The organism is Streptomyces sp. G5(2025), assembly GCF_049542075.1.
Lineage (GTDB): Bacteria > Actinomycetota > Actinomycetes > Streptomycetales > Streptomycetaceae > Streptomyces.
This window is the reverse complement of sequence record NZ_JBMUZT010000006.1, coordinates 2,788,823-2,813,453: the sequence shown is the minus strand read 5'-3', so window position 1 is coordinate 2,813,453 and position 24,631 is coordinate 2,788,823. Positions and strand designations below refer to the sequence as shown.

The 24,631-nt window shown below is 69.5% G+C and carries 22 protein-coding genes; 11 read left to right on the top strand and 11 right to left on the bottom strand.

Features of this window, described 5'->3' with window-relative positions; translation table 11 throughout:
* The first annotated feature begins 214 nt into the window (after positions 1–214).
* On the top strand, positions 215–844 hold the full coding sequence (locus tag ACOBQB_RS23495) for an ATP-binding protein (RefSeq protein WP_423594109.1): 630 nt from the start codon (positions 215–217) through the stop codon (positions 842–844).
* On the opposite strand, the gene ACOBQB_RS23490 is transcribed toward ACOBQB_RS23495, so the two are convergent.
* Positions 817–1,587, bottom strand: a complete 771-nt coding sequence (locus tag ACOBQB_RS23490; RefSeq protein WP_423594108.1) for an HNH endonuclease — start codon at positions 1,585–1,587, stop codon at positions 817–819. The two genes, ACOBQB_RS23495 and ACOBQB_RS23490, sit on opposite strands and share 28 nt — an antisense overlap.
* Before the next feature lie 160 nt (positions 1,588–1,747).
* Here ACOBQB_RS23490 and ACOBQB_RS23485 point away from each other — a divergent pair, with 160 nt between their 5' ends.
* Positions 1,748–2,938 (top strand): DNA cytosine methyltransferase, encoded by a 1,191-nt coding sequence (locus ACOBQB_RS23485; RefSeq protein WP_423594107.1) that lies wholly within the window; start codon positions 1,748–1,750, stop codon positions 2,936–2,938.
* Here the strand turns inward: ACOBQB_RS23485 and ACOBQB_RS23480 are convergent, their stop codons facing one another.
* The 7 genes from ACOBQB_RS23480 to ACOBQB_RS23450 all read right to left on the bottom strand — a co-directional run bounded on the left by ACOBQB_RS23480 (position 2,939) and on the right by ACOBQB_RS23450 (position 12,227).
* Positions 2,939–3,409 (bottom strand): very short patch repair endonuclease, encoded by a 471-nt coding sequence (locus ACOBQB_RS23480; RefSeq protein ID WP_359782440.1) that lies wholly within the window; start codon positions 3,407–3,409, stop codon positions 2,939–2,941.
* A 22-nt stretch (positions 3,410–3,431) separates the two neighbouring features.
* Positions 3,432–4,280, bottom strand: a complete 849-nt coding sequence (locus tag ACOBQB_RS23475) for a hypothetical protein (RefSeq protein WP_423594106.1) — start codon at positions 4,278–4,280, stop codon at positions 3,432–3,434.
* Positions 4,281–4,422: 142 nt separating this feature from the next.
* Positions 4,423–5,421, bottom strand: a complete 999-nt coding sequence (locus ACOBQB_RS23470; protein WP_423594105.1) for a NaeI family type II restriction endonuclease — start codon at positions 5,419–5,421, stop codon at positions 4,423–4,425.
* Positions 5,422–5,459: 38 nt separating this feature from the next.
* Positions 5,460–8,420: a Z1 domain-containing protein gene (locus tag ACOBQB_RS23465; protein ID WP_423594104.1), complete on the bottom strand. Its 2,961-nt coding sequence runs from the start codon at positions 8,418–8,420 to the stop codon at positions 5,460–5,462.
* Between the two features lie 15 nt (positions 8,421–8,435).
* Positions 8,436–9,410 carry a PD-(D/E)XK motif protein gene (locus ACOBQB_RS23460; protein ID WP_423598702.1) on the bottom strand — a complete coding sequence of 325 codons (975 nt, stop codon included), beginning with the start codon at positions 9,408–9,410 and terminating at the stop codon, positions 8,436–8,438.
* Positions 9,403–10,935 (bottom strand): ATP-binding protein, encoded by a 1,533-nt coding sequence (locus tag ACOBQB_RS23455; protein WP_423594103.1) that lies wholly within the window; start codon positions 10,933–10,935, stop codon positions 9,403–9,405. The genes ACOBQB_RS23460 and ACOBQB_RS23455 overlap by 8 nt, the downstream gene beginning before the upstream one ends.
* A gap of 260 nt (positions 10,936–11,195) precedes the next feature.
* Positions 11,196–12,227 (bottom strand): hypothetical protein, encoded by a 1,032-nt coding sequence (locus ACOBQB_RS23450; RefSeq protein WP_423594102.1) that lies wholly within the window; start codon positions 12,225–12,227, stop codon positions 11,196–11,198.
* A gap of 148 nt (positions 12,228–12,375) precedes the next feature.
* Here ACOBQB_RS23450 and ACOBQB_RS23445 point away from each other — a divergent pair, with 148 nt between their 5' ends.
* Positions 12,376–13,206, top strand: coding sequence for a class E sortase (locus tag ACOBQB_RS23445; protein WP_423594101.1), 831 nt, complete (start codon positions 12,376–12,378; stop codon positions 13,204–13,206).
* Positions 13,207–13,238: 32 nt separating this feature from the next.
* On the opposite strand, the gene ACOBQB_RS23440 is transcribed toward ACOBQB_RS23445, so the two are convergent.
* Positions 13,239–14,684, bottom strand: coding sequence for an MFS transporter (locus tag ACOBQB_RS23440; protein ID WP_423594100.1), 1,446 nt, complete (start codon positions 14,682–14,684; stop codon positions 13,239–13,241).
* A gap of 138 nt (positions 14,685–14,822) precedes the next feature.
* On the opposite strand from ACOBQB_RS23440, the gene ACOBQB_RS23435 reads away from it, so the two are divergent.
* The 4 genes from ACOBQB_RS23435 (at position 14,823) to ACOBQB_RS23420 (ending at position 17,623) form a co-directional block, all read left to right on the top strand.
* The gene (locus ACOBQB_RS23435; protein ID WP_423594099.1) at positions 14,823–15,353 is read left to right on the top strand and encodes a winged helix-turn-helix transcriptional regulator; all 531 of its coding nucleotides are present in this window, start codon (positions 14,823–14,825) and stop codon (positions 15,351–15,353) included.
* A gap of 108 nt (positions 15,354–15,461) precedes the next feature.
* The gene (locus tag ACOBQB_RS23430) at positions 15,462–15,728 is read left to right on the top strand and encodes a DUF6412 domain-containing protein (protein ID WP_423598700.1); all 267 of its coding nucleotides are present in this window, start codon (positions 15,462–15,464) and stop codon (positions 15,726–15,728) included.
* A 126-nt stretch (positions 15,729–15,854) separates the two neighbouring features.
* Positions 15,855–16,616: a YidC/Oxa1 family membrane protein insertase gene (locus ACOBQB_RS23425; RefSeq protein ID WP_423594098.1), complete on the top strand. Its 762-nt coding sequence runs from the start codon at positions 15,855–15,857 to the stop codon at positions 16,614–16,616.
* A gap of 149 nt (positions 16,617–16,765) precedes the next feature.
* Positions 16,766–17,623, top strand: coding sequence for a fumarylacetoacetate hydrolase family protein (locus ACOBQB_RS23420; RefSeq protein WP_423594097.1), 858 nt, complete (start codon positions 16,766–16,768; stop codon positions 17,621–17,623).
* Between the two features lie 46 nt (positions 17,624–17,669).
* Here ACOBQB_RS23420 and ACOBQB_RS23415 read toward each other — a convergent pair whose 3' ends face one another.
* Together ACOBQB_RS23415 and ACOBQB_RS23410 are read right to left on the bottom strand one after the other, a co-directional pair.
* A complete protein-coding gene (locus ACOBQB_RS23415; RefSeq protein WP_423598698.1) occupies positions 17,670–18,119 on the bottom strand; it encodes a heme-degrading domain-containing protein in 450 nt (149 codons plus the stop codon).
* 161 nt (positions 18,120–18,280) lie between these two features.
* Positions 18,281–19,390 carry a Gfo/Idh/MocA family protein gene (locus ACOBQB_RS23410; protein ID WP_423594096.1) on the bottom strand — a complete coding sequence of 370 codons (1,110 nt, stop codon included), beginning with the start codon at positions 19,388–19,390 and terminating at the stop codon, positions 18,281–18,283.
* A gap of 56 nt (positions 19,391–19,446) precedes the next feature.
* Between ACOBQB_RS23410 and ACOBQB_RS23405 the strand changes: the two genes are divergently transcribed.
* The 4 genes from ACOBQB_RS23405 to ACOBQB_RS23390 all read left to right on the top strand — a co-directional run bounded on the left by ACOBQB_RS23405 (position 19,447) and on the right by ACOBQB_RS23390 (position 24,631).
* Positions 19,447–20,577 carry an ROK family transcriptional regulator gene (locus tag ACOBQB_RS23405; protein WP_423594095.1) on the top strand — a complete coding sequence of 377 codons (1,131 nt, stop codon included), beginning with the start codon at positions 19,447–19,449 and terminating at the stop codon, positions 20,575–20,577.
* Between the two features lie 955 nt (positions 20,578–21,532).
* Positions 21,533–22,513, top strand: coding sequence for a hypothetical protein (locus ACOBQB_RS23400; RefSeq protein ID WP_423594094.1), 981 nt, complete (start codon positions 21,533–21,535; stop codon positions 22,511–22,513).
* A gap of 69 nt (positions 22,514–22,582) precedes the next feature.
* Positions 22,583–23,371 carry a GntR family transcriptional regulator gene (locus ACOBQB_RS23395; RefSeq protein WP_423594093.1) on the top strand — a complete coding sequence of 263 codons (789 nt, stop codon included), beginning with the start codon at positions 22,583–22,585 and terminating at the stop codon, positions 23,369–23,371.
* A 135-nt stretch (positions 23,372–23,506) separates the two neighbouring features.
* Complete coding sequence (locus ACOBQB_RS23390; RefSeq protein WP_423594092.1) at positions 23,507–24,631, top strand: TIGR03364 family FAD-dependent oxidoreductase; 1,125 nt, start codon at positions 23,507–23,509, stop codon at positions 24,629–24,631.

Sequence of the window (24,631 nt, the reverse complement as noted above, 5' to 3'; positions counted from 1 at the left end):
GGATGCCTCCCTGGTGCCGCGGGCTCTTTGCCCGCTGGCCGCAACGAGGCTACGCAGCAGGCGCGCCGAAGCCTCGGGATTCACCCGATCGAGTCGCATGAGAAGTTACACAGCGAGAATTCTCAGTGCCATACTCGTGCTCCTGAGTCGCTACGCAGTGTCACTCTCTATTTGCAGTGAGTGCGTGGCTGGGTGTCTGGGAGGGAGAGATGTCATGGCCGTCTACGACGAAGCTGTGCTGGGTGAGCGCTGCGTGCTTCCGTTCTGCGCTGAACCGGAAGAGATCAGGTACCTGAGAAGGGCCGTCCGAGGTGCACTCGGCCGATGGGGCGCTGGTGTTGCCGCCGAAGAGGCCGAGTTGGCAGTGACCGAACTGGCGACGAACACCATCCAGCATGTAGGGCACGGGACGGCCGCGGTCCTTGTCATGGAGGTGAGAGCGGACCGGCTTCGACTGGAACTGCATGACAAGAGCAGCCTCGCGCCCGTCGTCGGTTCCGGCGGGTGTGATGCAGAGTGCGGACGCGGGCTGCATCTCCTCGCCGCTATGAGCCTGGACTGGGGCACTCTGCTGACGGCTGCCGGCAAAGCCGTGTGGTGTGAACTTCCGCTGGCGCCCGTGCGACGGTGTCCGCGATCCCACCGTGCGGCGACGGTGCTGGAGACGTATCAGCGCCTGGCCAGGGCGAGCACGCAAGGTCCGTCGGCTCGCGCAGCGCTAGCGGCGTCGGCCACAGGCGTGATCGCTGACCTGCTGTACTGGCTTGCGCTGCAGGGACTCGATCCGGTCGAGACGCTCGACCAGGCGCAGGCGCGCTACGAAGCCGGGGCTGATGCGGCATGAGCGCCATCCGGAGCAGAGGCACGTATCAGCGCCCGCAGCGCGGCCGGTGTGCGCCAGGATTCACCGGGGCGGGTCTTGTGGCACATGCGGTGGCAGTTGGCGCACAGGCAGGCAAGGTCGTCGAGCTTGGTAGGCCGCACCCCCGAAGCGTGAAGGGGAGTGACGTGGTGCACCTCGATGTAACCCTCGCCAAGCGGCCCGTACGTGCGAGCGAAATCGAAGGCGCAGACCTCGCAGCGCAGAGGCCGACCGCTTTGTCGAGCTTGCTTGATCTTCAGTCGGCGAAGCTTCGGATCCCGCTCGCGTGCGAGCGCCCGACGGGCCAGCAGCCGGCCTTCGACGGCGGTGAAGCCGACCTCGTCGACTTCGTCCGGCTGGAGTGGAATGAGCTGCAGTTGCCCCGAGCCGATACCATCCTCGATCGCGTCGGCGGCTGCGAGCATCTCCTGCTCGCGATCCATGAAGGCTCTGATCATCAGCCGCGTGGGCTCACCGCACCGGGTCCCCTTGCCGCTATAGCTGGGGTGGTTAGAGGCGAAGTCAGTGGTCTTTCTGCTGACACTGTCCGGAGACCTGAAGCCAGGGAGGACCTGGGCCTCTGCGGGATGCAGGGGCAGCGAACGGAGCAGCTCCGACAGTTCCTGAACCTCAGAGTCTCCCGTCCGCAGCTCGTGCCAGCCGTTCCTCACCACGAGCGCGCCGGCAAGTACGAGCTCATCTTCAGTCCACGCAGGAGTCCGCATGCGCAATATCGTATAAGTGTTCGCAGTGACGGAGGGTGCGTTCAACGAACTGTGTCGCGTGCTGCACACTTAGGTAGGTCTCGTTGTCAGTGGGTTCTGTCACCCTCTGTGATGGTGGTGCGCGCAGAGTGCCCGCCGCTGCGCATCGGTAAGGAGGGGCATGACCCGCATGAATGAGCTTGAGTACACCTCTGTGGAGATCTGTGCTGGGGCAGGTGGACAGGCCATTGGTCTGCATCAGGCCGGGTTCAGGCATCTCGCGCTGGTTGAAATCGATCCACACGCAGCTGCGACGCTCGGCCAGAACATCAGTGAGCGCGATGCATGGGCCTGGGAAAGAGAGTACTGCGACGTTCTGGCGACGGACGTCAAGGATTTTGAACCTGCCCGGGACCTGAAGAAGAGTGGCACGCTGCTCCAGTCCAACGGTTTGGATCTACTCGCGGGTGGAGTTCCGTGCCCGCCATTTTCGCATGCCGGAAAGCAGCTCGGCCGAGATGACGAGCGTGACCTATTCCCGCGCATGCTGGAACTCGTCGACCAACTTGAGCCCCGCGCAGTGATGATCGAGAACGTACGCGGGATCATGGACCCGAAGTTCTCCGACTACCGCGACTGGATCGTCGCCAAGCTTCAGGGCGGATGGTATACGGGCGTCGACGGCCAGCAGGCCTACGATTCCGGGCTCGGCTACGAGGTATGCAACTGGGGCGTCCTGGAGGCCAGCGACTTCGGCGTCCCGCAGCTTCGTCCGCGAGCCGTTCTCGTAGCTATCCGCAAAGAGGTCCTCAAGGACGTCAAGTACGAGTGGCCGACGCCTACTCATGAGGACCCGGTCAGCGTGGCGAAGAGTCTGGAGAAGTCGATGCTCAAGCGGTACGAGCCGTACTTCGAGGGACCCTACGCGGAGCAGGCCCGGGCTGCATATGACCGCTGGCTTACGACAGCCAGGAAGCGTGATGCCGAGCTGAAGGGGAAAGGCGGAGGTATCGCGCCCACGCTGGTCGGCGGGTCGAAGAAGCATGGCGGGGCAGACCTCGGTCCCAGTCGCGCCAAGGCCGCATGGCGGCTGTTGGGCGTTTCCGGCCTCGGTGTCGCCAATGATGCCGAAACTTGCAGGGAGAAGAAGACTGAGGGCCGCGATCTCTTCGGAGACGGTGGACCCATGCTCACCGTGGAGCAGGCGGCATCGATTCAGGGATTTCCCCCGGAGTGGAGATTCTCCGGCGGCAAAACCGCACAGTATCGCCAAGTGGGCAATGCCTTCCCGCCGCCTGTGGCCAGGGCCGTCGGGGAGTCGATCATGGACGTTTTGAGGGCTGCACGCGAGCGTGATCGCAAGGAGAGCTGATCAGCTGTCCCCGCAGGTCTCCGGTGCTGGCGCTCGACGCTCCAGTACAGCGGCAGCGATCTCGGACGCACACTTCTCCGCGGGCTCGTGCTCCCAGAATCGGAGCACGAGCCATCCTGCTTCAGTGAGGCGCTGATCGGTGTCCCGGTCACGGGTCACGTTCCGCAGCACTTTGTCCGACCAGTAGCCAGAGTTGGTCTTCGGCGGCACGTAGTGTTCGGGGCATCCGTGCCAGTAGCACCCGTCGATGAACACCGCGACCTGAGTCGAACGGAACACCATATCCGCGGTCCGGCGCAGGCCCGGCAGCGGTTTGGCCGCAACGCGGTAGCGCAGACCTTGCGCGTGAACCAGCCTCCGGATCATCCACTCCGGCTTCGTGTCCCTGCTTCGGATGGCCTGCATGTTCCGGCGTCGGGCCGCGGACGAGGCCCAGGAACCGGCAGGCGGTTCCCATTCGCTACTGGGCATCTGTGAGGTCTCCGATGTGCTGCTACAAGATGTCGCCGCTGTTCTTCAGGTCCTCCACCAGGACTTCAAGACCATTCAAGGCTAGTGCCTCCGCGCGGGAGTCCCCCTCTCGCATCAGCGACGCCAAGTCCGGCCAGCGGTCGCGGGCCGAAGCTTCCGGCGGGAGTTCATTCACTGCCATCCAAGCGCCGGCCCAACCAGGACACAGATGGTAGGTGCGGTCTTCGATGCTCTCGCGCGCGACGCTGGCCGCTCGTGGGAACTCGGCGGTCGCCATGGCGTAGGGAACATCTGGCCTGTACCTCGTGAGCGGCACCATCTGTGCGGCTTCCGTGCCCCGGTCAGAGCGCCACGTCCACTTAGACGAAAGTGCCGCCACCAGGCGGTGGCCGCTATCGATGATGAGAATGTCGCTCTTTCTGTCCCCTACGTCTCGACGCATGTGAAGACCTCGGATGTGAGTGAGAGGGACCTCATGCCGGACCTGCCAGCCATCCGGAAGGCTGCGCTGCAGAAAATAGATCAGCAGGTCACGGAAGAGGGCGCCACGCGTTCCTCCGGACTGCTCGAGCGGCCGCGGCACTTGCATGCTGCGTTCAGTCACTGTGCGCGCCCATATGGCCAGCACAGCCAGCTCACCCGACACGCGTCGGCGATGGCGGATACCCGAAGCAGTGTCAGGAACCTTGTCATCCAAGCGGCACGTCCGGACCGCAGGTTCCCACACGACTTTGCCCGCAGTGTGGGCGGTCTCTTCGAGAGCCGTGCCGGCAGAATCGTAGGCGCTGAAACCAGCTGCGGACAGCCAGGCAGGATTCCAGCCGAGGTCGAGGCGGTCGCATGCTTCAGTCAGCGTCTCGCCCTGCAGCATCTCAATATCCGCCGCTGAGGAGAGGGCTGACTCATTCCAGCACAACCCCAACAGGACGGCTCTGATGGCCTCGGGGTCCTGCAAGTGTGTGTCGACAAGGGCTTTTTGGGCAGCGGTTAGTGGCATTTCATCTCTGCATGGCTCAGTCAGCATTTCTGCTGAACAAGTCGGGGATCGTTGAAGATGCGGTTGTCGGTAGTTTCGGGGCCATGAGCGGAGGATCGTCAGATGCGGCTACCACCCAGTTGCTGCCGTCAATGAAAGCAAGCGGCTGATGGCGGTGGTGCGGCCGAGCCGTAGTTACGCGAACGCTTACGAACTCGCCTTCGCGAGGGACCGGGATCTGTAATTGCCCGGCGATCTTCCGGTGGCTCTCATAGTCACCCATGATGAGGATTCCCTCTGCTCTGAGGGCGGAGCGAGACCCTCCGTTGCCCCGAACCCGCTTCATGTAGTCCTTTTGCTGAGCTACTGTGCGTACCACATTCCGGCCTATACGGCGTTGCTGCACCCGCCGGAAGAGTTCGTTCAGGCGCTGCTGCCCGGACTTGAAGGAAAAAACAGCCTCGCGATCGATCGGGTTCATGTGAAGCAGAACATTCTCCGGGAGATCGGCATTGTGCCAGAGCCACGCGATGCGGCTCCGGTACTGCGCCTTCACGGTAAGCTTCAAGTCCCGGTTTCCGCCGCGGTTGAGCCACTCGTCCTGGACGCGGAAGAGGCCGGCGCTCCACTGGTTCTTGTAGTCGTCGGCCCAGACGAGCAGGCAGACGTGTCCTACGGCCTCCGGCGGTATCATCCAACCGCCGAACTGCTGTGAATATTTGCAGTCGACCTCAATGCCGGCGATGCGGTAGTCCATTGCATTGCCGTCTCGGAACTTGAATTCTCGCTGAAGATTGATCTCGACGAGCGTGCCTGCATGCGTTTTCTCGGTCTTGAACAGTTCTTTCCAGTCGTACCGGCCAGTGGCTTCTCCGTTGAGCAATTGATCAATGGTCTCGCGAAGTACTCTGGCGAACCGTTCACCTGTCGGGTCGGCTCCGCGCAGGTACTCGTGGACGGCCGCGAGTTCAGGGTCGTTTCGTAACGTTTCATCGGTTGCGATGCTGGTCGCGGCCGAGTAGTCAAGAGGCAGCAAGTGCTCTCCCCGTACAGTTGTCTGGTGTCTGTGTGGGCTTATCCAGCTTGCGGAATTATTGCATCGAAGCGGTGGCCTGAGTCTTTTGTGCGGAAGCGGACGAGTTGGCGTGCCTGGTCGTTGGCGCTCTTCGGCGCGAAGAGCGTGCAGGCCATGATGATGCAGGAGGGGTCAGCCACGCCGTCGGGAGCAGCAGCTCTGACGTCTAGCTGGCTGGTCCCCTCTACTACCGGGTAGAGCAAGACAACTCCGCGTGCAGGGGTCATGAGTTGTCCGGGGCCGCCTATGGTCGGCTGTGTGTCAACGTCGTCGATAAGCGTCTGTGCAACATTTCGGTGCTCAACACCCGCAATGCGACCGAAGGAGACCTTGCCCGGTTGCCTGCTACGTCTCACTAGTGACAGAGGCATGGATCCGAGGATGGAAGCTTCGACGCTTCCGGAGGACAACTGAGGAGCAATCACCAGCCAGTCTTCGACCTTGGCGAGGCTGCCATCCAGCTGACTTAGGTAAGTGAGGTGCGGGGTGAAGTGGCCTGGACGCTCCCACTCCAACTGCGCCAACAAGCCAACCAGCTCACCGTGGCCGACCCTGCCGGTGAGGGCTTTGAAGGTCCGTGCCTTTGTGGTGCTGCTAGGCCTGCTGGTGAAGGCGATAGGTTCCGTGCTGAGGAGGTCAAGCAGAGGGCGCCAGCGCTCGGTGTTGCGCTTGATGGCAGCCGCCTTGGTCGGGTACGCAGCGGGCTCAATCGGTTTCCCGGGAGAGCGGATTTCAAGAAGCTCAGCGTTGTACATCTTGTTTGCACTCGCAGGCGGCAACCATGACAGGTGCTGCGAAACCAACGGTGGCACTTGGGCTGGCGTTACCTGTGGCTTGCCGTCAACCGGTTCCGCGTACTGCCGGAGCTGCTCACGGAACGTCTCCTCGTCAAGGCAGATCGCCTCGAAGGCCTCGTACAGGTCGATGTCCTTATTGCCCATTGCCTCCTCACGTCCCAGGTAGAGGCGGACCAAATCCTGGTAGCCCTTCCGGAATCCGAACCAGCGGCCCATCTGCATCAGGGTGGAGGCGTTGTTGGTGCGTCGGCGGTAGTAGGTGACCGTGAGGCCCTCGACCGTGAACCCGCGGGCGAGTTTCTGACCGCCAATCAGAATCTTCCAGATCGACCGCTTGTCGAAGTCGGCCTCGCCGGTCTCGATGTCCTTGTCACCGTTCACGACGATGATCGGCCGGTCGTCGCCACCGATGCGAATGGCAGCCGCGCCGATATAGGGAGCCAGCTCGTCGTACGAGGTGGGTGTCGCGTGGCCGTCGGCGCGGACGTGCGAGACGGGGGCGAGGTCGGTCTCGAAGAGCTTGCGCAGGCGTTCACGCCCGGAGGGACCCGTATAGCCGGAGTTCCACCACAACTGAGCGACCCGACCCAGAAGTTCACGGTGCGCCGCTGTGCGCACGGATTCGTGGATGAGCATGGTGTGGTGCTGGAAGTAGCGGTCGCCGAGTCCGTTGGCCTCGCGGTAGAGCTTCATCGCGGCCGTCAGGACGAACATGTCCATGGCCTGCTGCAGCGCTGTGTCATCCTCGTCGGAGGCGAGGTGGATGTCGCGCACGTGCGCCCGCTCGTTGGAGTTGGCGAAGGTGCGCTCCTCGGGAGGCAGGGGCGAATCGAGATCGTGGAAGTCCTGTACGCCCATGTACCCGGTGGGCCGGGGGAGCGAGACGATGAAGTCCTTGGGAAAAATGTCCTCGGTGTCGCTGGGGTCGACGAAGACGTTGGCGAAGGGGGTCGCCGTGTAGCCGACGTACTGCGCGCGCGGGAGCATGCCCAGGAGCTCGGAGATCTTCTGGTTGATGGCGGTGCGCTCGGCGTCCGGCTTGTTCGGGTTGGCCGTGTTGACCGATGCCTCGTCGGACTCGTCGTCGATGATCAGGACGGGGATCTCCGACAGCGGCGTCTTGATCTTGTTGAGGTCCTTCACCAGCTTGGTGAGGACGGATTTGTTCTTCTTGACGACCATCAGCCGGGCCGAGGAGCGGTGCAGATTCCGAGGGTCGTGGAGGGGAAGCGCGGGCTCCTGCTTCTCGAACTCCAGGGCCACGATCCCCTGGAGGAGGCTCTTGTAGTCGTTGTCCCGCGTCGTCATCCGTACGATGTCGAACCCGCCGAGAGCTGAGGGCAGCCCGCCATGGGTGAGGAACTTGCCCTTGGACCAGGCCGGGTCGTCCGCGTAGTCCGATTCGTACTCGGCGGCTCCACGCAGGATGTTCTCCCGTCCCACAAGTTCCATGTCCAGACGCCGCTGGGTCTGTGCCCGTAGCAGGTTGAGGGTGCCGCCGAGGACGATGACCAGCCGGTAGCCGGCGTCAATGGCCTTGGCGATGACGCCGGTGAAGTTGGCGGTCTTGCCCGACTGCACATAACCGACGACGAGGCCCTTGGACTGATACGCCTCCGCGGAGGTCGGGTCGGCGAGGTGCGCGACCACGCTGTCGGAGGCCGCGTCCAAGCTCGCGATCCCCGTCTCAGGCCAGCCCTTCTCCGTGAGCAGCCGGCGATAGGCGGGCCAGTACCAGGTGCGGCCCTGCTGGGACTGCGGCGTGTACCAGGGGGTGCGCTCCGTGGCGATGACGACCTGTCCGGCCGCCCGCGGCACCGGCACCAGCGCAACGAGCAGCTTCTTGGTCTCCTCGCTGAGCCCCAGCAGGTCGAGCACCGCGCCTCGGCGTTCATCGGTACGGGGAGCGGTCTCGGTCCAGCCGGGGTTTTCCGCGTAGTCCCACTGGGTGAGCTGCTTGCGCCACAGCTCGACCAGTTGGTCCGTCGAGTGCGAGGTGTAGAGGACATCCTGGAAGTCCTCTTCGGTCGCGTGTGCGACCGCCTCGGGGCCCTCCTCCTCCGCCTGGTAAGCGAGGGCCCGGGCCAGGCTCTTCGGCCGGGCCTGCATACCTGCGAGAGCCGACTTGTGCAGGGTGAGCCGGATGGCTGCGGGGTTGGTCATCGAAGGTCCTCGGGCTTACGGAAGCCGGAAGTCGGCCAGGGCGGGCAGGGGCTGGGGCGAGGGCTGCAGGTTCGTGACGTCGATCGTGTACTGGACGGACGAGATCCGCTCGCGTGTCTCGGTGGGCAGGACGGAAAGGTCGATCCGGGGCAGCGTGGTGGCGTCTAGTACGAGGAGCGGGGCGCGGGGTGTCCAACGCTCGTCGTCGGCGCACCCCTCGGACCAGCCGGCAGCGGTCAGACGCCGGTTCAGCGTGGTCAGCGCTGCCGGGGCATGCTCGGCCACTTCATGGCGTATGGCTTCGGCACAGTCGCCGAGGGTCTGTCCGCCAGCACCACCGCGCGTGAGCTGGAGCGAGGCGAACCACAGCGGGCGGCCGGGTGCGGGATCGAGCTGGGTGAGTCCGTGAATGGTGTGGCGGCGCTGCTCCGAGGAAGTGGTCTTCACCTCCAGATCGCATTCGGGCAGGCCGAAGTCGTGCTCTTCGCCGTCTGGTCCGGTCCAGGCCTCGACTGCAGTGGTCCAGCCGTATTCCCCGGCGAGCGAGCGGAGCGCGGCAAGCTCACCGATAAGACCGAGACGTTTTTCGAGGTTCAGGGCGCGCGGTTTGTTGAGCAGGGCGCTCCAGGCCCTGACCGTTTCCGCATAGGCCTGCGCCAGGGTGCGGCCATGAGTGACGATCCGGTCGGCGACCGCGCAAAGGAAATCGTGGAAGTCGCGGATCAGCGACGGTTGGGTGGTGCGTATTCGCGCGAATCGGCTGCCCCGATCCGCGAGTTGGTCGATGCGGATGGTCGGCAGGGCGGCCTGCGGTGGACGCTCTCTGCTGCCCAGGCCGACGTGGAGGGCGATGTCTCTTCCCCCGTGCTCGACGACGTACGACACCTGCGGGTGGTCACCCGAGCGGGAGAGCGGGAAGGCCGTTGCCTGTCCGGAACCCAAGTACTCCTCGACCTGCCCCCAGGGAACGTTCGTGTTCAAGTCAGTCATCGTCGCCCACGCGTTCAAGCTCTGCCCGGGCCGCGGACACCAGGATCGACTGCCACAGCTGAAGGTTGTCCTTCTCGCGGCTGCCGCTGTACTCCTTTTCGAAGACCTGGTGCAGTAGGACGTACATCAGGGATTTGAGGACGGGGGCGTCGTTGAGCCCGCCGCGGCGGCCGCCCAGGATCGCGGCCCGGTAGTGCTGATTGAGGACGACCGTGCGGTTCTCCCGGTCGATGTCGAAGAACAGGCTGTTGTCGAGCTTCAGCCAGCGGAACGAGACGGGGTCCTCAAGCGGAATGGCCGGGAGCTCGTCCATGATGGTCTCCCGCACGGACGGATCGATGCCTTTGCCCGGTGGGATCACCGGCCTGCGCGTGGTGCCGGAGCGCTTGCGGGCCTCGCGATAGACGGTGTCGGCGTCGGCCAGGTACTGGAGGAAGGCACGCCCCTCGCTGTCCGTTGCCTTCTCCAGGGCTGAGGTGAACTCAGGGGAGGCTTCGACGCCGGCCTTCTTCACGGTCAGGCGGAAGACATCAGCGGGGGCTTCAGGCAGGTCGACGGCCACGCGCGCCAGGGAGAGGTGCTGCTCGGGCTGACGGAAATTGTTCCAGCCGCCCGCCTGCACCAGGCGGTCGTGGCGGTAGAAGTAGAAGCCTTGTCGGTCGAGGACCGAGCCGACCGCCTTGTACTCATCGACATTGGACTTCGGGGTCCAGATGTGGGCATCGAGTACGACGTCGCCGACCGAGGGAAGAGTGGCGGTGAACCTGCGTGGGTAGTCGGCGTGGCCGCTGACCGGGTAGCCGAAGGGGTCCAGCGGCTCGACGCCGAAGTTCAGGTACTCCGTGCCGCTCCGTACGTCCTCCACCGCGATGGTGATGTTGAAGTCGTTGCGGGCCAGGAAGCGGTGCAAGTACAGGCCGAGGTGCAGGCCCAGCTTGTTGATCGTCCGGTGGAGATAGCGGTCCGTCTGGCCGCCCCCGCCGTGCTTGGGGAAGTCCTTGACCCCGTCCCATCGCACGACTGTGCCCTGCCAGAGGATCGGCCGGTCTGCATACCGGTCGACGAGGTTCTGGGCGTAGTCCGGGTCGACGATGTCGCACTGGAAGCCGGTGACGGCGCGTTCCATCAGCCATCGGCGTCCGGCCGTCCGGGTCCGCTTGGTCGTGCTGACCACGGTGACGGAGGAGGCATGGCTGAGCGATGCGGACTTCAGTCCCGTACCGAACATGCCGAGAGCTCGCTTGCTGTAGTCGCGGCGGCCGCCCACGGTCATGGCGACGTCCAGTTCCTCGTCGCTCATTCCCTTGCCGTCGTCCACGACCAGGAGGCTCACCAACTGGTCCCCGTCCCGGAGGAAGTGGATGACCACATCCTTGGCTCCGGCGTCGATGGAGTTGTCGACGAGGTCGGCGATGGCCACCTCGAATCCGTAGCCCTGGCTGCTGAGCGCCTCCATGTACCGCGCGTCCGGCGGGAGGTGCTTGCTCCCTGCGGTGGGCACGTCGAACTGCCAGTCGGTGGTCATTTCCTCGCCTCGGGGTCACGGCCGATAAATATGATCGATAGTGACCGTAGTGCAGAGGTCGGACAAGGGGTGGAAGTCCTGCGGAACTGGCGCAGTTGCCGATTCCGCTGTCACGGCGGGCGTGAGGCCGGGATGTACGGACCGACCCGCTACCGCTGCCTTTCCCCGCGGCGATCGCCCGGAGGCCGTGCGCCGGTCATCCGGTCGGCCATGTGCTTGCGGCGGGAGCGGAGGCTGTGCTTCCGAGCAGACGCGGCACGCTACCCATGGCACTCCTCGTACATCCGCCCCGACCCGCACCAACACCCCTCCGCCCCCTCCGGCGGCCAAGCCACTGCCCGCCCCCGTGCCGCCAGTGTCGTCGCGTACTGGGGGAGCAGGTCCGGGTCGGTCGGGGGTGTGGATTCTGAGGCTGCGAAGGCCTCGTAGGACGGGACCGTGCCGGTGACGATGCCGAGGTTCGGGGTGCCGGAGGCGGACAGTTCGCGCAAGGAGGACTCTATGGTCGCCAAGTGCTCCTCGTGGGAGGGGTATTCGGCGGTGAGGGACGGGTACGCCGTCAGGAGTTCTGTCAGTTCCCGTTCCGGCCAGTGCAGGATCGCCACCGGGAAGGGGCGTGACAACGCCTGGCGGTACGAGCCCAGTTCCGCCTGGAGGCGGGTGATCTCCGCGCGGAGTTCCGCGGGGTTCTCCGAGCCGAGGGACCAGACCCGCTTCGGGTCGTGCAGTTCGTCCAGGGGGACGGGGGACGTGGACACCTGGTCCGCCAAGGCGTCCCACGTGTCGTGGTCGGCGCCCAGCATGCGGCGTACGCGGTGGCGGCCGAAGAGGATCGGGTGCGTCGCGTGCGGGGGGTTCTGCGTCCCCGCAGGGAGGAGCAGGGTCGCCGCCTCCGTGAATGTGGCGTGGGCCTGTTCCAGTTCGTCGTGGGATTCGAGGGACTCCGCGACGATCACCCACGGCGCCGGGTCCCGGGGTGCCGCCGTGCGCACGCCCTCGATGATCGCCCTCGCCTCCGCCTCATGGCCGTACTCCCAGAGGTTCGAGGCCTTCAGGGCGCGGATCAGGAGGGGGGCGGACGGCGGCCGCTCGGCGTCCGCGGAGAGCAGGCGGTCGTAGAGCGTCGTCGCGCGGTCGCGGGCGCCGGCCAGTTCGAGGTGGGCGGCGGCCTGGAGGAGCAGGTGTTCGGCGTCCTCCGGGTACAGGCCGGCCGTGCGTTCCAGGCGCGCGGCTTCGGCGATGTGGTCGGCGTCGACGTGATCGGCAGCGGCGGCAGGCTTCTCGGGGCGCATACGGGACACCGTACTGCCGAGCGGGTCCTCTGCAGCAGGGCCCGTCCGGCGTCTGGGATCGGTTGGCCGGGGACGGCCATGGATTGTTGGGGAGGCAGCGCCTATCCTCCGGGCGGCCGTCCGCCGCGGGGGGTGTGAGGGAGGCGTCGTGCGGGAGCGGGTTCCTGTTCCGGTGGTGCAGCAGGGGCGCGGCGCTCGGCGGGCCCTCGGGGTGCGCGTGCTGTGGGGCGGTGCCGAGGTCGCCGTCACGCTGGGGCTCGTACTCCTGCTACTCGTCGCCCATCAGCTGTGGTGGACCAACCGGCAGGCCCGCGCCGCCGCCGAGCGCACGGTTGAGGCCCTTGAGGAGGAGTGGGGTGAGGAGTGGGGGAAGTGGGGGAACTCGGATCTTGAGGTGCCCTCCTCGCCTTCCTTGCCGTCTTCGCCATATCCGCGTTCCTCGCCTTCCACGCCTCCCTCCTCTCCTTCCTCGTCCTCTTCTTCCTCGGGGGGCGTCACCGGGGCACCGGACGGTCCCGCCCCCCGCTGGAATCAGGCCTACGCCATCCTCCGCATCCCGAGGATCGGCGTCCGTGTCCCCGTCGCCGAAGGGATCAGCAAGGGCGGCGTCCTCAATCAGGGGTACGCCGGGCACTACCCCCGCACCGCCCAGCCCGGCGAGGCCGGGAACTTCGCCCTCGCCGGGCACCGCAACACGCACGGCGAGCCCTTCCGGTACATCAACCGGCTGCGGAGAGGGGACGAGCTGCGGGTCGAGACCCGGAGCGCCGTATATACGTACGTCGTCGACAAGCGGCTGGCGCGGACCTCCGCCCGCGACGGGGGTGTCATCCGGAGCGTGCCGCGCAGCGAGGTGCGGGAGGGGTACGGGTACCGCGCGCAGGGGTACTACATCACGCTCACCACCTGCACCCCCGAGTACACCTCCAAGTACCGGCTCGTCGTGTGGGGGACCCTGCGGTCCATGCGGCCCCGGTAGGAACCGGGAACCGGGGGCCGCCGTACGCGGGCCTAGCCCCGCCGCTCCCGCAGCAGCAGGATCCCCGCCGCCGCCAGGACGGCTAGCCCCGCCGAGACCACCATCGCGACGTCCGCCCCGTGCGCGAGGTCCCCCGAGGCCGTGGAGATCGCGATCATCAGGGCGACGCCCGCCGCCGAACCGATGTACCGCGCCGTGTTGTTGGCCCCCGATCCCATCGCCGCGCGGTCGGCGGGCACGGATTCGACGGCCAGCAGCGGGAGCGCCGCGTTCAGGAGGCCGCTGCCGGCGCCGGAGATCACGAGGCCGGGCAGGAGGCGGAGCCACGAGCCGGACGAGGCCGCGCCCAGCATCGTCAGGACGGCGACGGCGTGCAGCGCGAAGCCGAGGGCGAGCTGGTGGCGTGCGGAGATCCGGCCCGCGAGCCGCCTCGTCTGGAGCGCCACGGCGAAGGAGGCGCCGGACCACAGGAAGATCAGCCAGGCGGCGCCCATCGCGGACATGCCGATCGTGTGCTGGAGCAGCGCGGGCAGGTAGCTGAACAGCGCGATCACGGAGAGGCCGGTGAACAGCGCGCCGGTGGAGGAGGCGAGGAAGAGCGGGCGGCGCAGCAGAGCCAGGTCCAGGACCGGCGCCGCCACGCGGCGCTCCACGGCGACGAACACGGCGGTGAGCAGCACGGCCGCCAGGAGCAGCACCCCCACCGGCGCGCGCAGCCAGCCGTCGCGGCCCAGGGTGAGCGCGGCCACCAGCGCGGTCGCCGCGAGGCCGAGCGTGAGCGCCCCGGCGAGGTCGGTCCGGCCGCCCCGCGGGGTACGGGACTCCGTCAGCGCGCGGGGGGCGAACGCGGCGACGATCAGTGAGGCGACGCCCAGCACGGCGTACGCCCAACGCCAGTCGGCAGCGGCGATGGCGCCCGCGGCGAGCGGGCCCACCGCGATGCCACCGCTGACGCACGCCCCCCAGATACCGGTGGCCCTGACGCGGCCGTGCCCCGCGGGGAACGCGTGCACGAGCAGGCCGAGGCTGGTCGCGAGGATGGCCGCGCTCGCCGCGCCCTGGGCGACGCGGGCCAGGGTGAACAGCAGCGTGGACTGCGCGAGCGCGCCCAGCGCCGTGGTGACGCCGAGCCCGGCCGTGCCCCACAGGAACACCCGCCGCCGGCCGTGGTCGTCGGCGATGCTGCCGGCGGCCAGGAGGAACGCGGCGAGGCCCAGCGGGGTGCCGTTGAGTAGCCAGGCCTGGGCGGTGAGGGAGGTGCCGAGGGACGCCGCCGTGTCGGGGAGGATCACCGCCGGCGCGGTGTAGGTCATCAGGGCCACGGACGTGGCGGCGCTCGTGACGGCGAGGGTCGCGGCGGGGCGGGGGGTTTTCTCGGCCGCGTGATGGGCCGTGGGATGTGCCGTGCCCTTGGCCGGGGCGGGCGGGGGCGGTGCGGTGGCCGGGGCGGTGGGATCGCCCGGTGCGGAGCGGGGCATGGCTCGACGCCTCCATGGTTCAGCGTTAATGGTTCAGCGTTAACGGTTCGGTGAATGAACTCCTGAGGTGCGGATCACCGTAGCAGCAGGAGGTTCAGTCACTGAACCTTTTTGTCTCAAGTCGACTAAGGTGGACGCATGGCTCTCGGCAAGGACTACGTCTCCCAGCAGTGCTCGATGGCCCGCGCGTTGGAGGTCATCGGCGAGCGCTGGACCTTGCTCGTCGTCCGCGACGCGCTCTACGGAGTGCGGCGCTACAACGACTTCCTCGTGCACCTCGGCATCCCGCGCGCCGTACTGGCGGGGCGGCTACAGACGCTCGTCACGGCGGGGGTCCTGGAGAAGCGGCCCTGCGCGGACGTTCCCTCGCGCCATGAGTACGTCGTGACGGAGCGCGGCCGGGAGCTGTGGCGGACCCTGTGCGCGCTCGGTGCCTGGGGCCGCGACAACTTCACCGAGGGCAAACCCCTGCGGATCTTCCGCCATGGCGCGTGCGGCACGGATCTGGGCGTCGTCGGCGACTGCCCGGCCTGCGGCATCCTCGTACCCGTCGAGGACGTGGAGATGCTGCCGGGCCCCGGACTCGATCTGGAACCTGCGGATCCGGTCAGCCGGGCCCTGGCCAGACCCCGACGACTCCTTCAGCCGATCGAGGCCGATCCTGTATAACGGGCGGTACGACACACCCTGGGTCGCAGGAAAGCGCAGAGCGGAGGGACGACCGTGCGGGAACTCATCCGTGGGTGGCAGGCCGCCGCCCGTCCGGCCCTGCTCCTCATGTTCCTGCTCGTCGAGTTCGTCCTCGTCGACACCGGCGGCCTGACCGCCGCCGTCGCGCTCGCCGCGACCGCCGCCGCGGGCTCCGCCCTCGCCGTCTGCTCCGTGATCGCCGCGCGCTGCGCGCCCGTCGTGCCCCGCACCAGAGTGCGCACGGCCATCCGCGACCGTGAACGGCGCACCGCCTTCCTGCCCCAGCGCGACCCCGACGCCCGGGGCCGCAGGCGCCCCCGAGCGCCCGGCCGTCCCCTCCTGACGGCCGCGTAGGGGACTCCGGCAGCACCACAGCACCCCGGATCAGCGCACAGCCCACCCCTCGCGGGTCGTCACGCCGACGCGACGTCTTCCGTCGCTTCTTCTTCCGGCACGACGAGACCCTCGGAGGGCTTCTCCATGTCCGCTTTCATGTCCCTGTTCGCCAGGCTGGTCGAGAACCTCGCCGACCTGCTCGACCCCCTCTTCCACGCCTCGGCCACCGCCGCCGCGATCGTGCTCTTCACGGCCTGCGTACGACTGCTCGTCCACCCCTTGTCGCGCGCCTCGGCCCGTGGCCAGAAGGCGCGCGCCAAGCTCTCGCCGCAGATCGCGGAGTTGCGCAAGAAGCACGCCAAGAACCCCGAGAAGCTCCAGAAGGCGGTCCTCGAACTCCACCGCACGGAGCAGGTCTCGCCGCTCTCCGGGTGCCTGCCGAGCCTCTTCCAACTGCCCGCGTTCTTCCTGCTGTACCACCTCTTCTCCAGCTCCAGCATCGGCGGCGAGGCGAACGGGCTGCTCGGCCACACGCTCTTCACCGCGCCCCTGGGCGGCCGGTGGACCGACGCGCTGGCCGACGGCGGGCTGTTCGGGGCGCAGGGCCTGGTGTACCTGGCGCTGTTCGCCGTCGTCGCGGCGGTCGCCACGTTCAACTACGTGCGCACCAAGCGGCAGATGGCGTCCGCACCGCAGCCCGCGGCCGGGGAGCGGCAGGTGCCGGGCATGGCCGCGATGACGAAGGTGATGCCGCTGATGTCGTTCATGACTCTGTTCACGGTGGCCGTGGTGCCGCTGGCCGCCGCGCTGTACGTGGTGACCAGCACGACCTGGAGCGCGGTCGAGCGGGCGGCGCTGTACCGGGACATGCCGGGCGGTGCCCCGCTGGCGGCCGCGGCCGGGTGACCGGGAACGCCTCCTTACTACCGCCCGGTAAGGGTCCAGTACGTGAACGGGGTCTTGCGGGGCGGACGGCGACCTTGGACGATCGACCAACCTCTGACCTCCGATGGCCGCATCCATCGGCCGGGCTACCGAAGGAATGGAGTTCGACCATGAAGCTGCTGCGTGTCGGTACGGCCGGGGCGGAGCGCCCCGCGCTGCTCGACGCCGACGGGACCCTGCGGGACCTGTCGGGGCTGGTCACGGACATCGACGGAGCGCTGCTCTCCGACGCGGGCACCCTCGACCGGATACGGGCCGCCGCGGGCGCCGGGGTACTGCCGGCGCTGGCGGCCGAGGGGCTGCGGGTCGGGCCGCCGGTCGGCCGCATCGGCAAGGTCGTCTGCATCGGCCTCAACTATCACGACCACGCCCGCGAGGCGGGGGCCGAGCCGCCGGCCGAGCCCGTCGTCTTCTTCAAGGCGGCGGACACGGTGATCGGCCCGGACGACACCGTGCTGGTGCCGCGCGGCTCGGTGAAGACCGACTGGGAGGTCGAGCTCGCCGTGGTCATCGGACGTACGGCGCGCTATCTGGAGTCCCATGAGGAGGCGCTGGCGCACGTCGCGGGATACGCGGTGGCGCACGACGTGTCGGAGCGGGAGTTCCAGATCGAGCGGGGCGGCACCTGGGACAAGGGCAAGAACTGCGAGACGTTCAACCCGCTCGGCCCCTGGCTGGTCACCGCCGACGAAGTCCCCGACCCGCAGGCGCTGTCCCTGAAGCTCTGGGTCAACGGCGAACTGAAGCAGGACGGCACGACCGCCGAGCAGATCTTCCCGGTGGCGGAAGTCGTGCGCTACGTAAGCCAGTTCATGACGCTCTACCCCGGTGACGTCATCAACACCGGTACGCCGGCGGGCGTCGCCATGGGGCAGCCCGAGCCGAAGCCGTATCTGCGGGCCGGGGACGTGGTGGAGCTGGAGATCGAGGGGCTGGGGCGGCAGCGGCAGGAGCTGAAGGGAGCGTAGGGGAGGGCGCGTAGAGGGCGTACGGGGCTTCCTGGAACAGGGGCGGTCAGGCCGCGGTGAACCGCTCCAGCGCCTCCACCACCAGCGCGTGGTCCTCCACCTGCGGCAGCCCCGACACCACCACCGCGCCGATGACCCCCGCCCCCTCGACCGCGATCGGGAACGCGCCGCCGTGTGCCGCGTACGTGTCGAGGTCCAGGCGGGAGGAGTCCTCGAAGGTCGTGCCCTTGGCGCGGAAGCGGGAGCCGACCAGGTAGGACGAGCAGCCGTAGCGCTCGACGACGCGGCGCTTGCGGTGGACCCAGGCGTCGTTGTCCGGGGTCGAGCCGGGCAGCGCGGCGTGGAACAGCTGCTGGCCGCCGCGGGTGATGTCGATCGCCACTGGGGCGCGGCGCTCGCGGGCCAGCTCCACCAGGAGCGAGCCGAGCGCCCACGCGTCGTCGTACGTGAAGCGGGGCAGGATCAGACGGCGCTCCTGCGCCTCCAGCTCCTCGATGGCCGGCGCGGTGGTGGTCTTCTGCGCGGTGGTGGTCTTCTGTGCGGTGGCGGTCTTCTGTGCGGTGGCGGTCTTCTGTGCGGTGGTGCTCTGTGCGGTGGTGGTCGGGGCGGCGGTGGCAGGCGCGGTGGTGGTCGGGGCGGCGGTCTTGCGTGCGGCGGTCACAGCGTCACCGTCACACCGTCGCGGGCCGAGCGGCGGGCCGCCTCCAGGACGTCCAGGGCCGCGGCGGCCTGGAGCGCGGTGACGGGATTCCCGCCGGTGCCGCGCAGGGCGGCGGTGATCGCCGCGTAGTACGCGGGATAGTCGCCGGGCAGCGTCCGCACGGGGCGGCCGCCGCCGGTCAGCGGGGACTCCCCGGAGCCGATCCGGCCCCACATCGTCTCGGGCTCCACGCCCCAGGGGTCCTGCGTGGCGGGGCGCCTGCCCTCGCGCAGGGCCGCCTCCTGCGGGTCGAGGCCGTACTTCACGTACCCGGCCTTCGAGCCGAGGACGCGGAAGCGCGGGCCGAGCTGGGCGGTGGTGGCGCTCACGTACAGGTGCGAGCGGACGCCGTTCGTGTGGGTGATCGCGATGAACGTGTCGTCGTCGGCCTGCGCGCCCGGGCGGCGCACGTCCGACTCGGCGTAGACGCGCGAGGCGGGGCCGAAGAGGGCCAGGGCCTGGTCGACGACGTGGCTGCCGAGGTCGTAGAGGAGACCTCCGACCTCCTGCGGGTCCCCGGACTCGCGCCAGCCGCCCTTGGGCTGCGGCCGCCACCGCTCGAAACGGGACTCGAAGCGCCATACGTCGCCCAGCTCGCCGTCCGCGAGGAGCTGCCGCAGCGTACGGAAGTCGTTGTCCCAGCGGCGGTTCTGGAAGACGGACAGGAGCAGCCCGCGCTCGTCGGCGAGGGCGGCCAGGTCGCGTGCCTCGGCCGCCGTGCCCGCGATCGGTTTGTCGACGACGACCGGCAGGCCCGCCTTGAGGGCGGCGGTGGCGAGCGGCACGTGCGTCTTGTTCGGCGACGCGACGACGATCAGGTCCAGCTCGTCCGCACGGTCCCACAGCTCGTCGGCCGAGGCCGCGCAGCGCAAGCCGTCGCCGAACTCGGCGCGGGCCTGTGCCTGCCGCTCGGGGTTGGACGTGACGACCGTGTCGAGGGCGAGGCCCTCGGTGGCGGCGATCAGCGGGGCGTGGAAGACGGAGCCCGCGAGGCCGTAGCCGATGAGGCCGACGCGGAGGGGAGTGCCGGTAGTGCCGGTGCCAGTGCCGGTGCCAGTCGCAGTCATGCGATCCACTTAAGCAACGGTGTTGCCAAAGTGCAAGCGGGCGGGACAATGGCCTGGTGAAGTCCTACGTGAACAGGGTGAACTCCGGAGTGAACCTGTCGGCGCTGCGTGGCCACAACGCCGCGCTGGTGCTCGATCTGCTGCGCGCCGCGGGCCGGGCGGGCATCAGCCGCCTGGAACTCGCGGAGCGCACCGGGCTCACCCCGCAGGCCGTCAGCAAGATCACCGCCCGGCTGCGGGCCGAGGGGCTGGCGGCGGAGGCCGGGCGCCGCGCCTCGACGGGCGGCAAGCCCCGCACGGTCCTGCGCCTGGTGCCCGAGGCGGGCCACGCGGTCGGCCTCCACCTGGACCGCGACGAGCTGCGGGCGGTCCTCGTCGACCTGACGGGCACGGTGGTCGCCGAGCGCCGCGCCCCGCTCGACTTCGGCGCGGGCGCGGAGGCGGTCGTGGAGGCGGCGGCGGGGGAGGTGCGGGGGCTGCTGGCGGACGGGGAGGCGGGTGCGGTGTCGGGGCCCGGTGGTGTGGGCGTCGCGTTGCCGGGGCCGCTGGACCACGTGGTGGGCGTGTTGCGGCGCGTGACCGGGTTTCCCGAGTGGGACGGGTTTCCGCTGCGGGACGCGTTGGCGGCGCGGCTCGGGCTGCCCGTCGTCGTGGACAAGGACACCAACGCCGCCGCCCTCGGCCTGGCCCTGGCGGGCGATGACGCCTCCGGTTCCTTCGCGTATCTGCATCTGGGCACCGGGCTCGGCGCGGGGCTCGTGCTCGGCGGTGCCCTGCACCGCGGTGCCCGCACCGGAGCGGGCGAGTTCGGCCACCAGGTGCTGCGGCTGGACGGGCCGCTCTGCGAGTGCGGGGACCGCGGCTGCGTCGAGGTGCTGTGCCTCGCGGCCGTGGCCCGCGGCGAACTCGACGAGGCCGCGCGGGTCCTCGGCACCGCCGCGGGCAACCTCGTGGGTCTGCTCGACATCGACCGCGTCCTGCTCGGCGGGCGGACGGTGTTCGCCGCGCCGGAGCTGTTCGTACGCGGCGTGGGCGCGGTCGTCGCCGAGCGCGTCCGGCGTGGCGGCGGGGGAGCGGAGGTGCCGGTCGCCCTTGCCCCCGGCGGAGCGCGCGGAGTCGCGGAGGGCGCCGCCCAGCTGATCCTGGCCCCTCTGTTCGGCCGCGCGAACGCGACGCCTCCGGTCTAGCGGGACCGGGCTTGCGGCCTAGCGGGCCCGGGCTTGCGGCCATGCGCTCTGGGCGTGCGGCCGGTGACGGTGGGTCTGCGGTCGTGCGCGCTGGGCGTGCGGCCCGGTGACGGTGGGTTTGCGGTCGTGCGCGGTGGGCGTGCGGCCGGTGGCGGAAGGGTTTGCGGTGATGCGCTCTGGGCGTGCGGCCGGTGACGGTGGGTTTGCGGTCGTGCGCGGTGGGCGTGCGGCCGGTGGCGGAAGGGTTTGCGGTGATGCGCTCTGGGCGTGCGGCCGGTGGCGGTGGGTTTGCGGTCGTGCGCGGTGGGCGTGCGGCCGGTGGCGGAAGGGTTTGCGGTCGTGCGCTCTGGGCGTGCGGCCGGTGGCGGTGGGTTTGCGGTGATGCGCGGTGGGCGTGCGGCCGGTGGCGGTGGGTTTGCGGTGATGCGCGGTGGGCGTGCGGCCGGTGGCGGTGGGTCTGCGGTTATGCGCGGTGGGCGTGCGGCCGGTGACGGCGGGTCTGCGGTTATGCGCGCTGGGCCTGCGGCCGGTGACGCCGAGCCTCCGTCCATGCACGCCGGCCCTGCGGCCGACCGCGCCGGTCGCTGCGGCCAATCACGCCGGGCCTCCGGCTTGCCACGCCGGTCCGTGCGGCCGTTCACGCGGGACCTCCGGCCCTTCACGCCGCCCCGCCCCATCCCGCCGTGCCTTCGTCCCCGCCCAATCCCCCCGGGCCGGATCTCGACTGATCGTGGGGTTCTGGGACGGCCGATCGGGCCTACCGGGGGGTGGCGCCGCGGGGCGGTCGTGGCCGCGTGGCAGGGTCGCGGGCATGGCCGGTGAGCCCGGTCACCATCCACTGCCGCCCCCGCACCCCGTCCGCCCCCCCGCAGCCACCCTCAGGGGCACCCAAGCCGCCCCGTCACCGGCCCGCCCCTTCCCCGGCGTACGAACCACACCCCGGCAAAGGTCCGTCATGCGATTCCGCAGTTCTGCCCCCTTCGGCGTCGCCACCACAGTCGCCACGACCCTCGCCACCGCCTTCGCCACCGCCCTCGCGTCCTCCGTGGCCGCCACGCCCACCGCTGCGGAGGAGCCCACCGCCGCCCCACAGGCCGCCGCCCCGCACGCCACCGCCCCTCAGCCCGCCACCGCCCTCGCGCCCGCCGTGGCCGCCACGCCCGCTGTCGCGGAGGAGCCGGGGGCCGTCCCGCAGGCTGCCACCGCCCTCGCGTCCGCTGTCGCGGAGGGGTCCGGCGCCGCCCCTCAGGTGCGGCAGCAACGTCGCGCCGCCGTGCCTCCGCCCAGCTGCGCCCCGGCGGACCGCGTCGACTTCCCCCTCGACACCCGGATCCACGAGGGGCCCGCCGCCTACCGGCCCGGCGGGCCCCGGCAGGAGTGGGCGATCGACCTCACCAACGCCACGGACGAGATCTGCGCCGGCGTTCACCCGATCCTGGTCCTCGTCGGCCAGCGGCAGCCGCTGCTGCCGGAGCAGATCCGGCTGGAGTTCCACGACGGGACGCGCTGGCGGGCCGTGCCGTTCGAGAAGACCGACCAGGACGAGAACATCGGCGTGCTCGACGACGGCTTCCCCGGTTTCACCGTCGGCCCCGCCCGGACCGTCACCGTCAGGGTCCGCCTCGCCTTCACCTCCGACGCCCGGCCGAACCGCGTCGTGGCGTCGGCCGCGCTGGTGCAGCGCAGGGCGGACGACGGCGACTGGGTCGGCGACTCCAACGACTACGGGTTCGCCGTCACGGCCGACGCCCCGGACAGCTCCCGGATCCCCGATGGCTCCCGGGAGTCCCCCACCGCGCGGCCCGAACCGATCGAGCAGCTCGCGCAGACCGGTCCCGCCACCCTGCTCGGCCTCGGGGCCGCCGCCGGCGCCTTCCTCCTCGGCGGCGCCGCCCTGATCGCCCGTTACCGCCGCCTCCGCGCGACCGGCCGCTGAGCCGCGCCCGCCAGGCCCGTACACCCGCACGCCCGCACACCATTCACGTACGTCTGCGAACATCCCCGGGTGGACAACCCGAACCCCGCCCAGCCGCCCGCCCACCTGCTCGACCAGGCACCCGGCGCCCCCATCCGCTCGGGCATCCCCGAGCACGGGCGCATCCCGAAGTACTACGCCGTGAAGGCCCGCATCGCCGCGCTCACCGACGAGTTGGTGGACGGGCAGGCCCTGCCCACCGAGCGGGATCTGGCCGAGCGGTACGAGGTGGCGCGCGAGACCGTGCGCCAGGCGCTGCGCGAACTCCTCCTGGAGGGGCGGCTGCGCAGGCAGGGACGCGGCACCGTCGTCGCGGGCCCCAAGCTGGAGCAACCGCTGTCCCTGGCGAGTTACACCGAAGGCGTACGCAGGCAGGGGCGCACGCCCGGCCGTCACCTCATCTCCCTCGACCGCTTCCCGTGCCCGGCCGCGCTCGCCGCCGAGACCGACGCCGAGGCGGGCGAGCCCGTCTGGCACATGGAGCGCGTCCTGCTCGCCGACGACGAACGGATCGGCCTGGAGAGCACCTACGTGTCCGTGGCCCGCGTGCCGCGCCTCGACCGGGACTTCGAGCCGGACTCCTCCTTCTACGCCTACCTGCGCGACCGGCTCGGCATCGCCTTCGGGGACGCCGACGAGCGCATCGAGACGGTCCTCGCCACCCCGCGCGAGGCCCTGCTCATCGGGACGCCGCCCGCCCTGCCCATGCTGCTGATCCACCGCCTGTCACGGGACACCGACGGCCGGCCGCTGGAGCGGGTGCGCACGCTCTACCGGGGCGACCGGTTCTCGTTCACCACGCACCTGGCGCGGGGCTGAAGAACTCCTTCGCCGCACCTCCAGCCGGAAAGGTCACGTCGAGGTAACGGGTCTGGTCCAAGCTTGGGAGGCCGTTCACCGTCCCGTCGCCGTTCGGCCCCGCGCGGGCCACCCGCCCGCAGGAGCGTTGCCGCCGTGAGAGTCATCGTCGTAGGAGCCGGCGTGGTGGGCACCATGCATGCCTGGCACGCAGTGGAACGCGGCCACGAGGTCGTACAGATCGAGCGCGAGAGCGAGGCCCGCGGGGCCTCCCTGCGCAACTTCGGACAGATATGGGTGAGCGGCCGCGCGGGCGGCGAGGAGCTCGACACCGCCCTGCGCGCCCGGGAGTCGTGGGAGGAGATCGGTGCCCGCGTGCCGGGGCTCGGCTTCCGCGCCAACGGCTCCCTCACCCTCGTACGCAACGAACGCGAGCGCGCCGTCGCCGAGGCCGCGCTCACCCGCCCCGACGCCGCCGCCCGCGGCTACGAGCTCCTCGGGGAAGAGGAGGCCCGCGCCCTCAACCCGGCCCTGCGCGGTGACTTCCGCGCCGCCCTGTGGTGCGAGCGGGACGCCGCCGTGGAGCCACGCACCGCCCAACTGCGGCTCCGCGAGGTCCTGTTGGCCTCCCCGCGCTACACCTTCCTGCCCGGCCGCGAGGTCCGCGACGTCGTCGGCGAGCGCGCGGTGCGCGACGACCACGGCGACGTGCACTCCGGTGACGTCGTCGTCCTCGCCACCGGCGCCTGGCTCGGCGGCCTCGTGCGCGAACTGGCCGGGCCCGAGCTGCCCGTCCGCCGTGTCCGCCTCCAGATGATGCAGACCGCGCCGCTCGGCGAACCACTCACCACGTCCGTCGCCGACGCCGACAGCTTCCGCTACTACCCGGCGTACCGCTCCGACGCCCTCGACGCGCTCAACGCCGGGCAGGCGCAGACCCCGACCGCCACCGCGCACAAGATGCAGCTGCTCATGGTGCAGCGCGCGGACGGCGGCCTGACCATCGGCGACACCCACGAGTACGAACACCCCTTCGCCTTCGACACCGTCGAGGACCCCTACGACCACCTCACCGAGGTCGTCGAGGGCTTCCTCGGCCGCCCGCTGCCGAAGATCAGGCGGCGCTGGGCGGGGGTGTACGCGCAGTGCGTCGACACCGGCCGGGTCGTGCACCGCCAGCAGGTGCGCGACGGCGTGTGGCTGGTCACCGGACCCGGCGGGCGCGGCATGACCTGCTCGCCGGCGATCGCCGAGACGACCGCGAACGAACTGGGATGGTGA

Coding starts and splice junctions, on each gene's coding strand:
- ACOBQB_RS23495 (WP_423594109.1), top strand. CDS start 215: ATGGCCGTCTACGACGAAGCTGTGCTGGGTGAGCGCTGCGTGCTTCCG.
- ACOBQB_RS23490 (WP_423594108.1), bottom strand. CDS start 1,587: ATGCGGACTCCTGCGTGGACTGAAGATGAGCTCGTACTTGCCGGCGCG.
- ACOBQB_RS23485 (WP_423594107.1), top strand. CDS start 1,748: ATGACCCGCATGAATGAGCTTGAGTACACCTCTGTGGAGATCTGTGCT.
- ACOBQB_RS23480 (WP_359782440.1), bottom strand. CDS start 3,409: ATGCCCAGTAGCGAATGGGAACCGCCTGCCGGTTCCTGGGCCTCGTCC.
- ACOBQB_RS23475 (WP_423594106.1), bottom strand. CDS start 4,280: ATGCTGCAGGGCGAGACGCTGACTGAAGCATGCGACCGCCTCGACCTC.
- ACOBQB_RS23465 (WP_423594104.1), bottom strand. CDS start 8,420: ATGACCAACCCCGCAGCCATCCGGCTCACCCTGCACAAGTCGGCTCTC.
- ACOBQB_RS23460 (WP_423598702.1), bottom strand. CDS start 9,410: ATGACTGACTTGAACACGAACGTTCCCTGGGGGCAGGTCGAGGAGTAC.
- ACOBQB_RS23455 (WP_423594103.1), bottom strand. CDS start 10,935: ATGACCACCGACTGGCAGTTCGACGTGCCCACCGCAGGGAGCAAGCAC.
- ACOBQB_RS23450 (WP_423594102.1), bottom strand. CDS start 12,227: ATGCGCCCCGAGAAGCCTGCCGCCGCTGCCGATCACGTCGACGCCGAC.
- ACOBQB_RS23440 (WP_423594100.1), bottom strand. CDS start 14,684: ATGCCCCGCTCCGCACCGGGCGATCCCACCGCCCCGGCCACCGCACCG.
- ACOBQB_RS23435 (WP_423594099.1), top strand. CDS start 14,823: ATGGCTCTCGGCAAGGACTACGTCTCCCAGCAGTGCTCGATGGCCCGC.
- ACOBQB_RS23430 (WP_423598700.1), top strand. CDS start 15,462: ATGTTCCTGCTCGTCGAGTTCGTCCTCGTCGACACCGGCGGCCTGACC.
- ACOBQB_RS23425 (WP_423594098.1), top strand. CDS start 15,855: ATGTCCGCTTTCATGTCCCTGTTCGCCAGGCTGGTCGAGAACCTCGCC.
- ACOBQB_RS23420 (WP_423594097.1), top strand. CDS start 16,766: ATGAAGCTGCTGCGTGTCGGTACGGCCGGGGCGGAGCGCCCCGCGCTG.
- ACOBQB_RS23410 (WP_423594096.1), bottom strand. CDS start 19,390: ATGACTGCGACTGGCACCGGCACTGGCACCGGCACTACCGGCACTCCC.
- ACOBQB_RS23400 (WP_423594094.1), top strand. CDS start 21,533: ATGCGATTCCGCAGTTCTGCCCCCTTCGGCGTCGCCACCACAGTCGCC.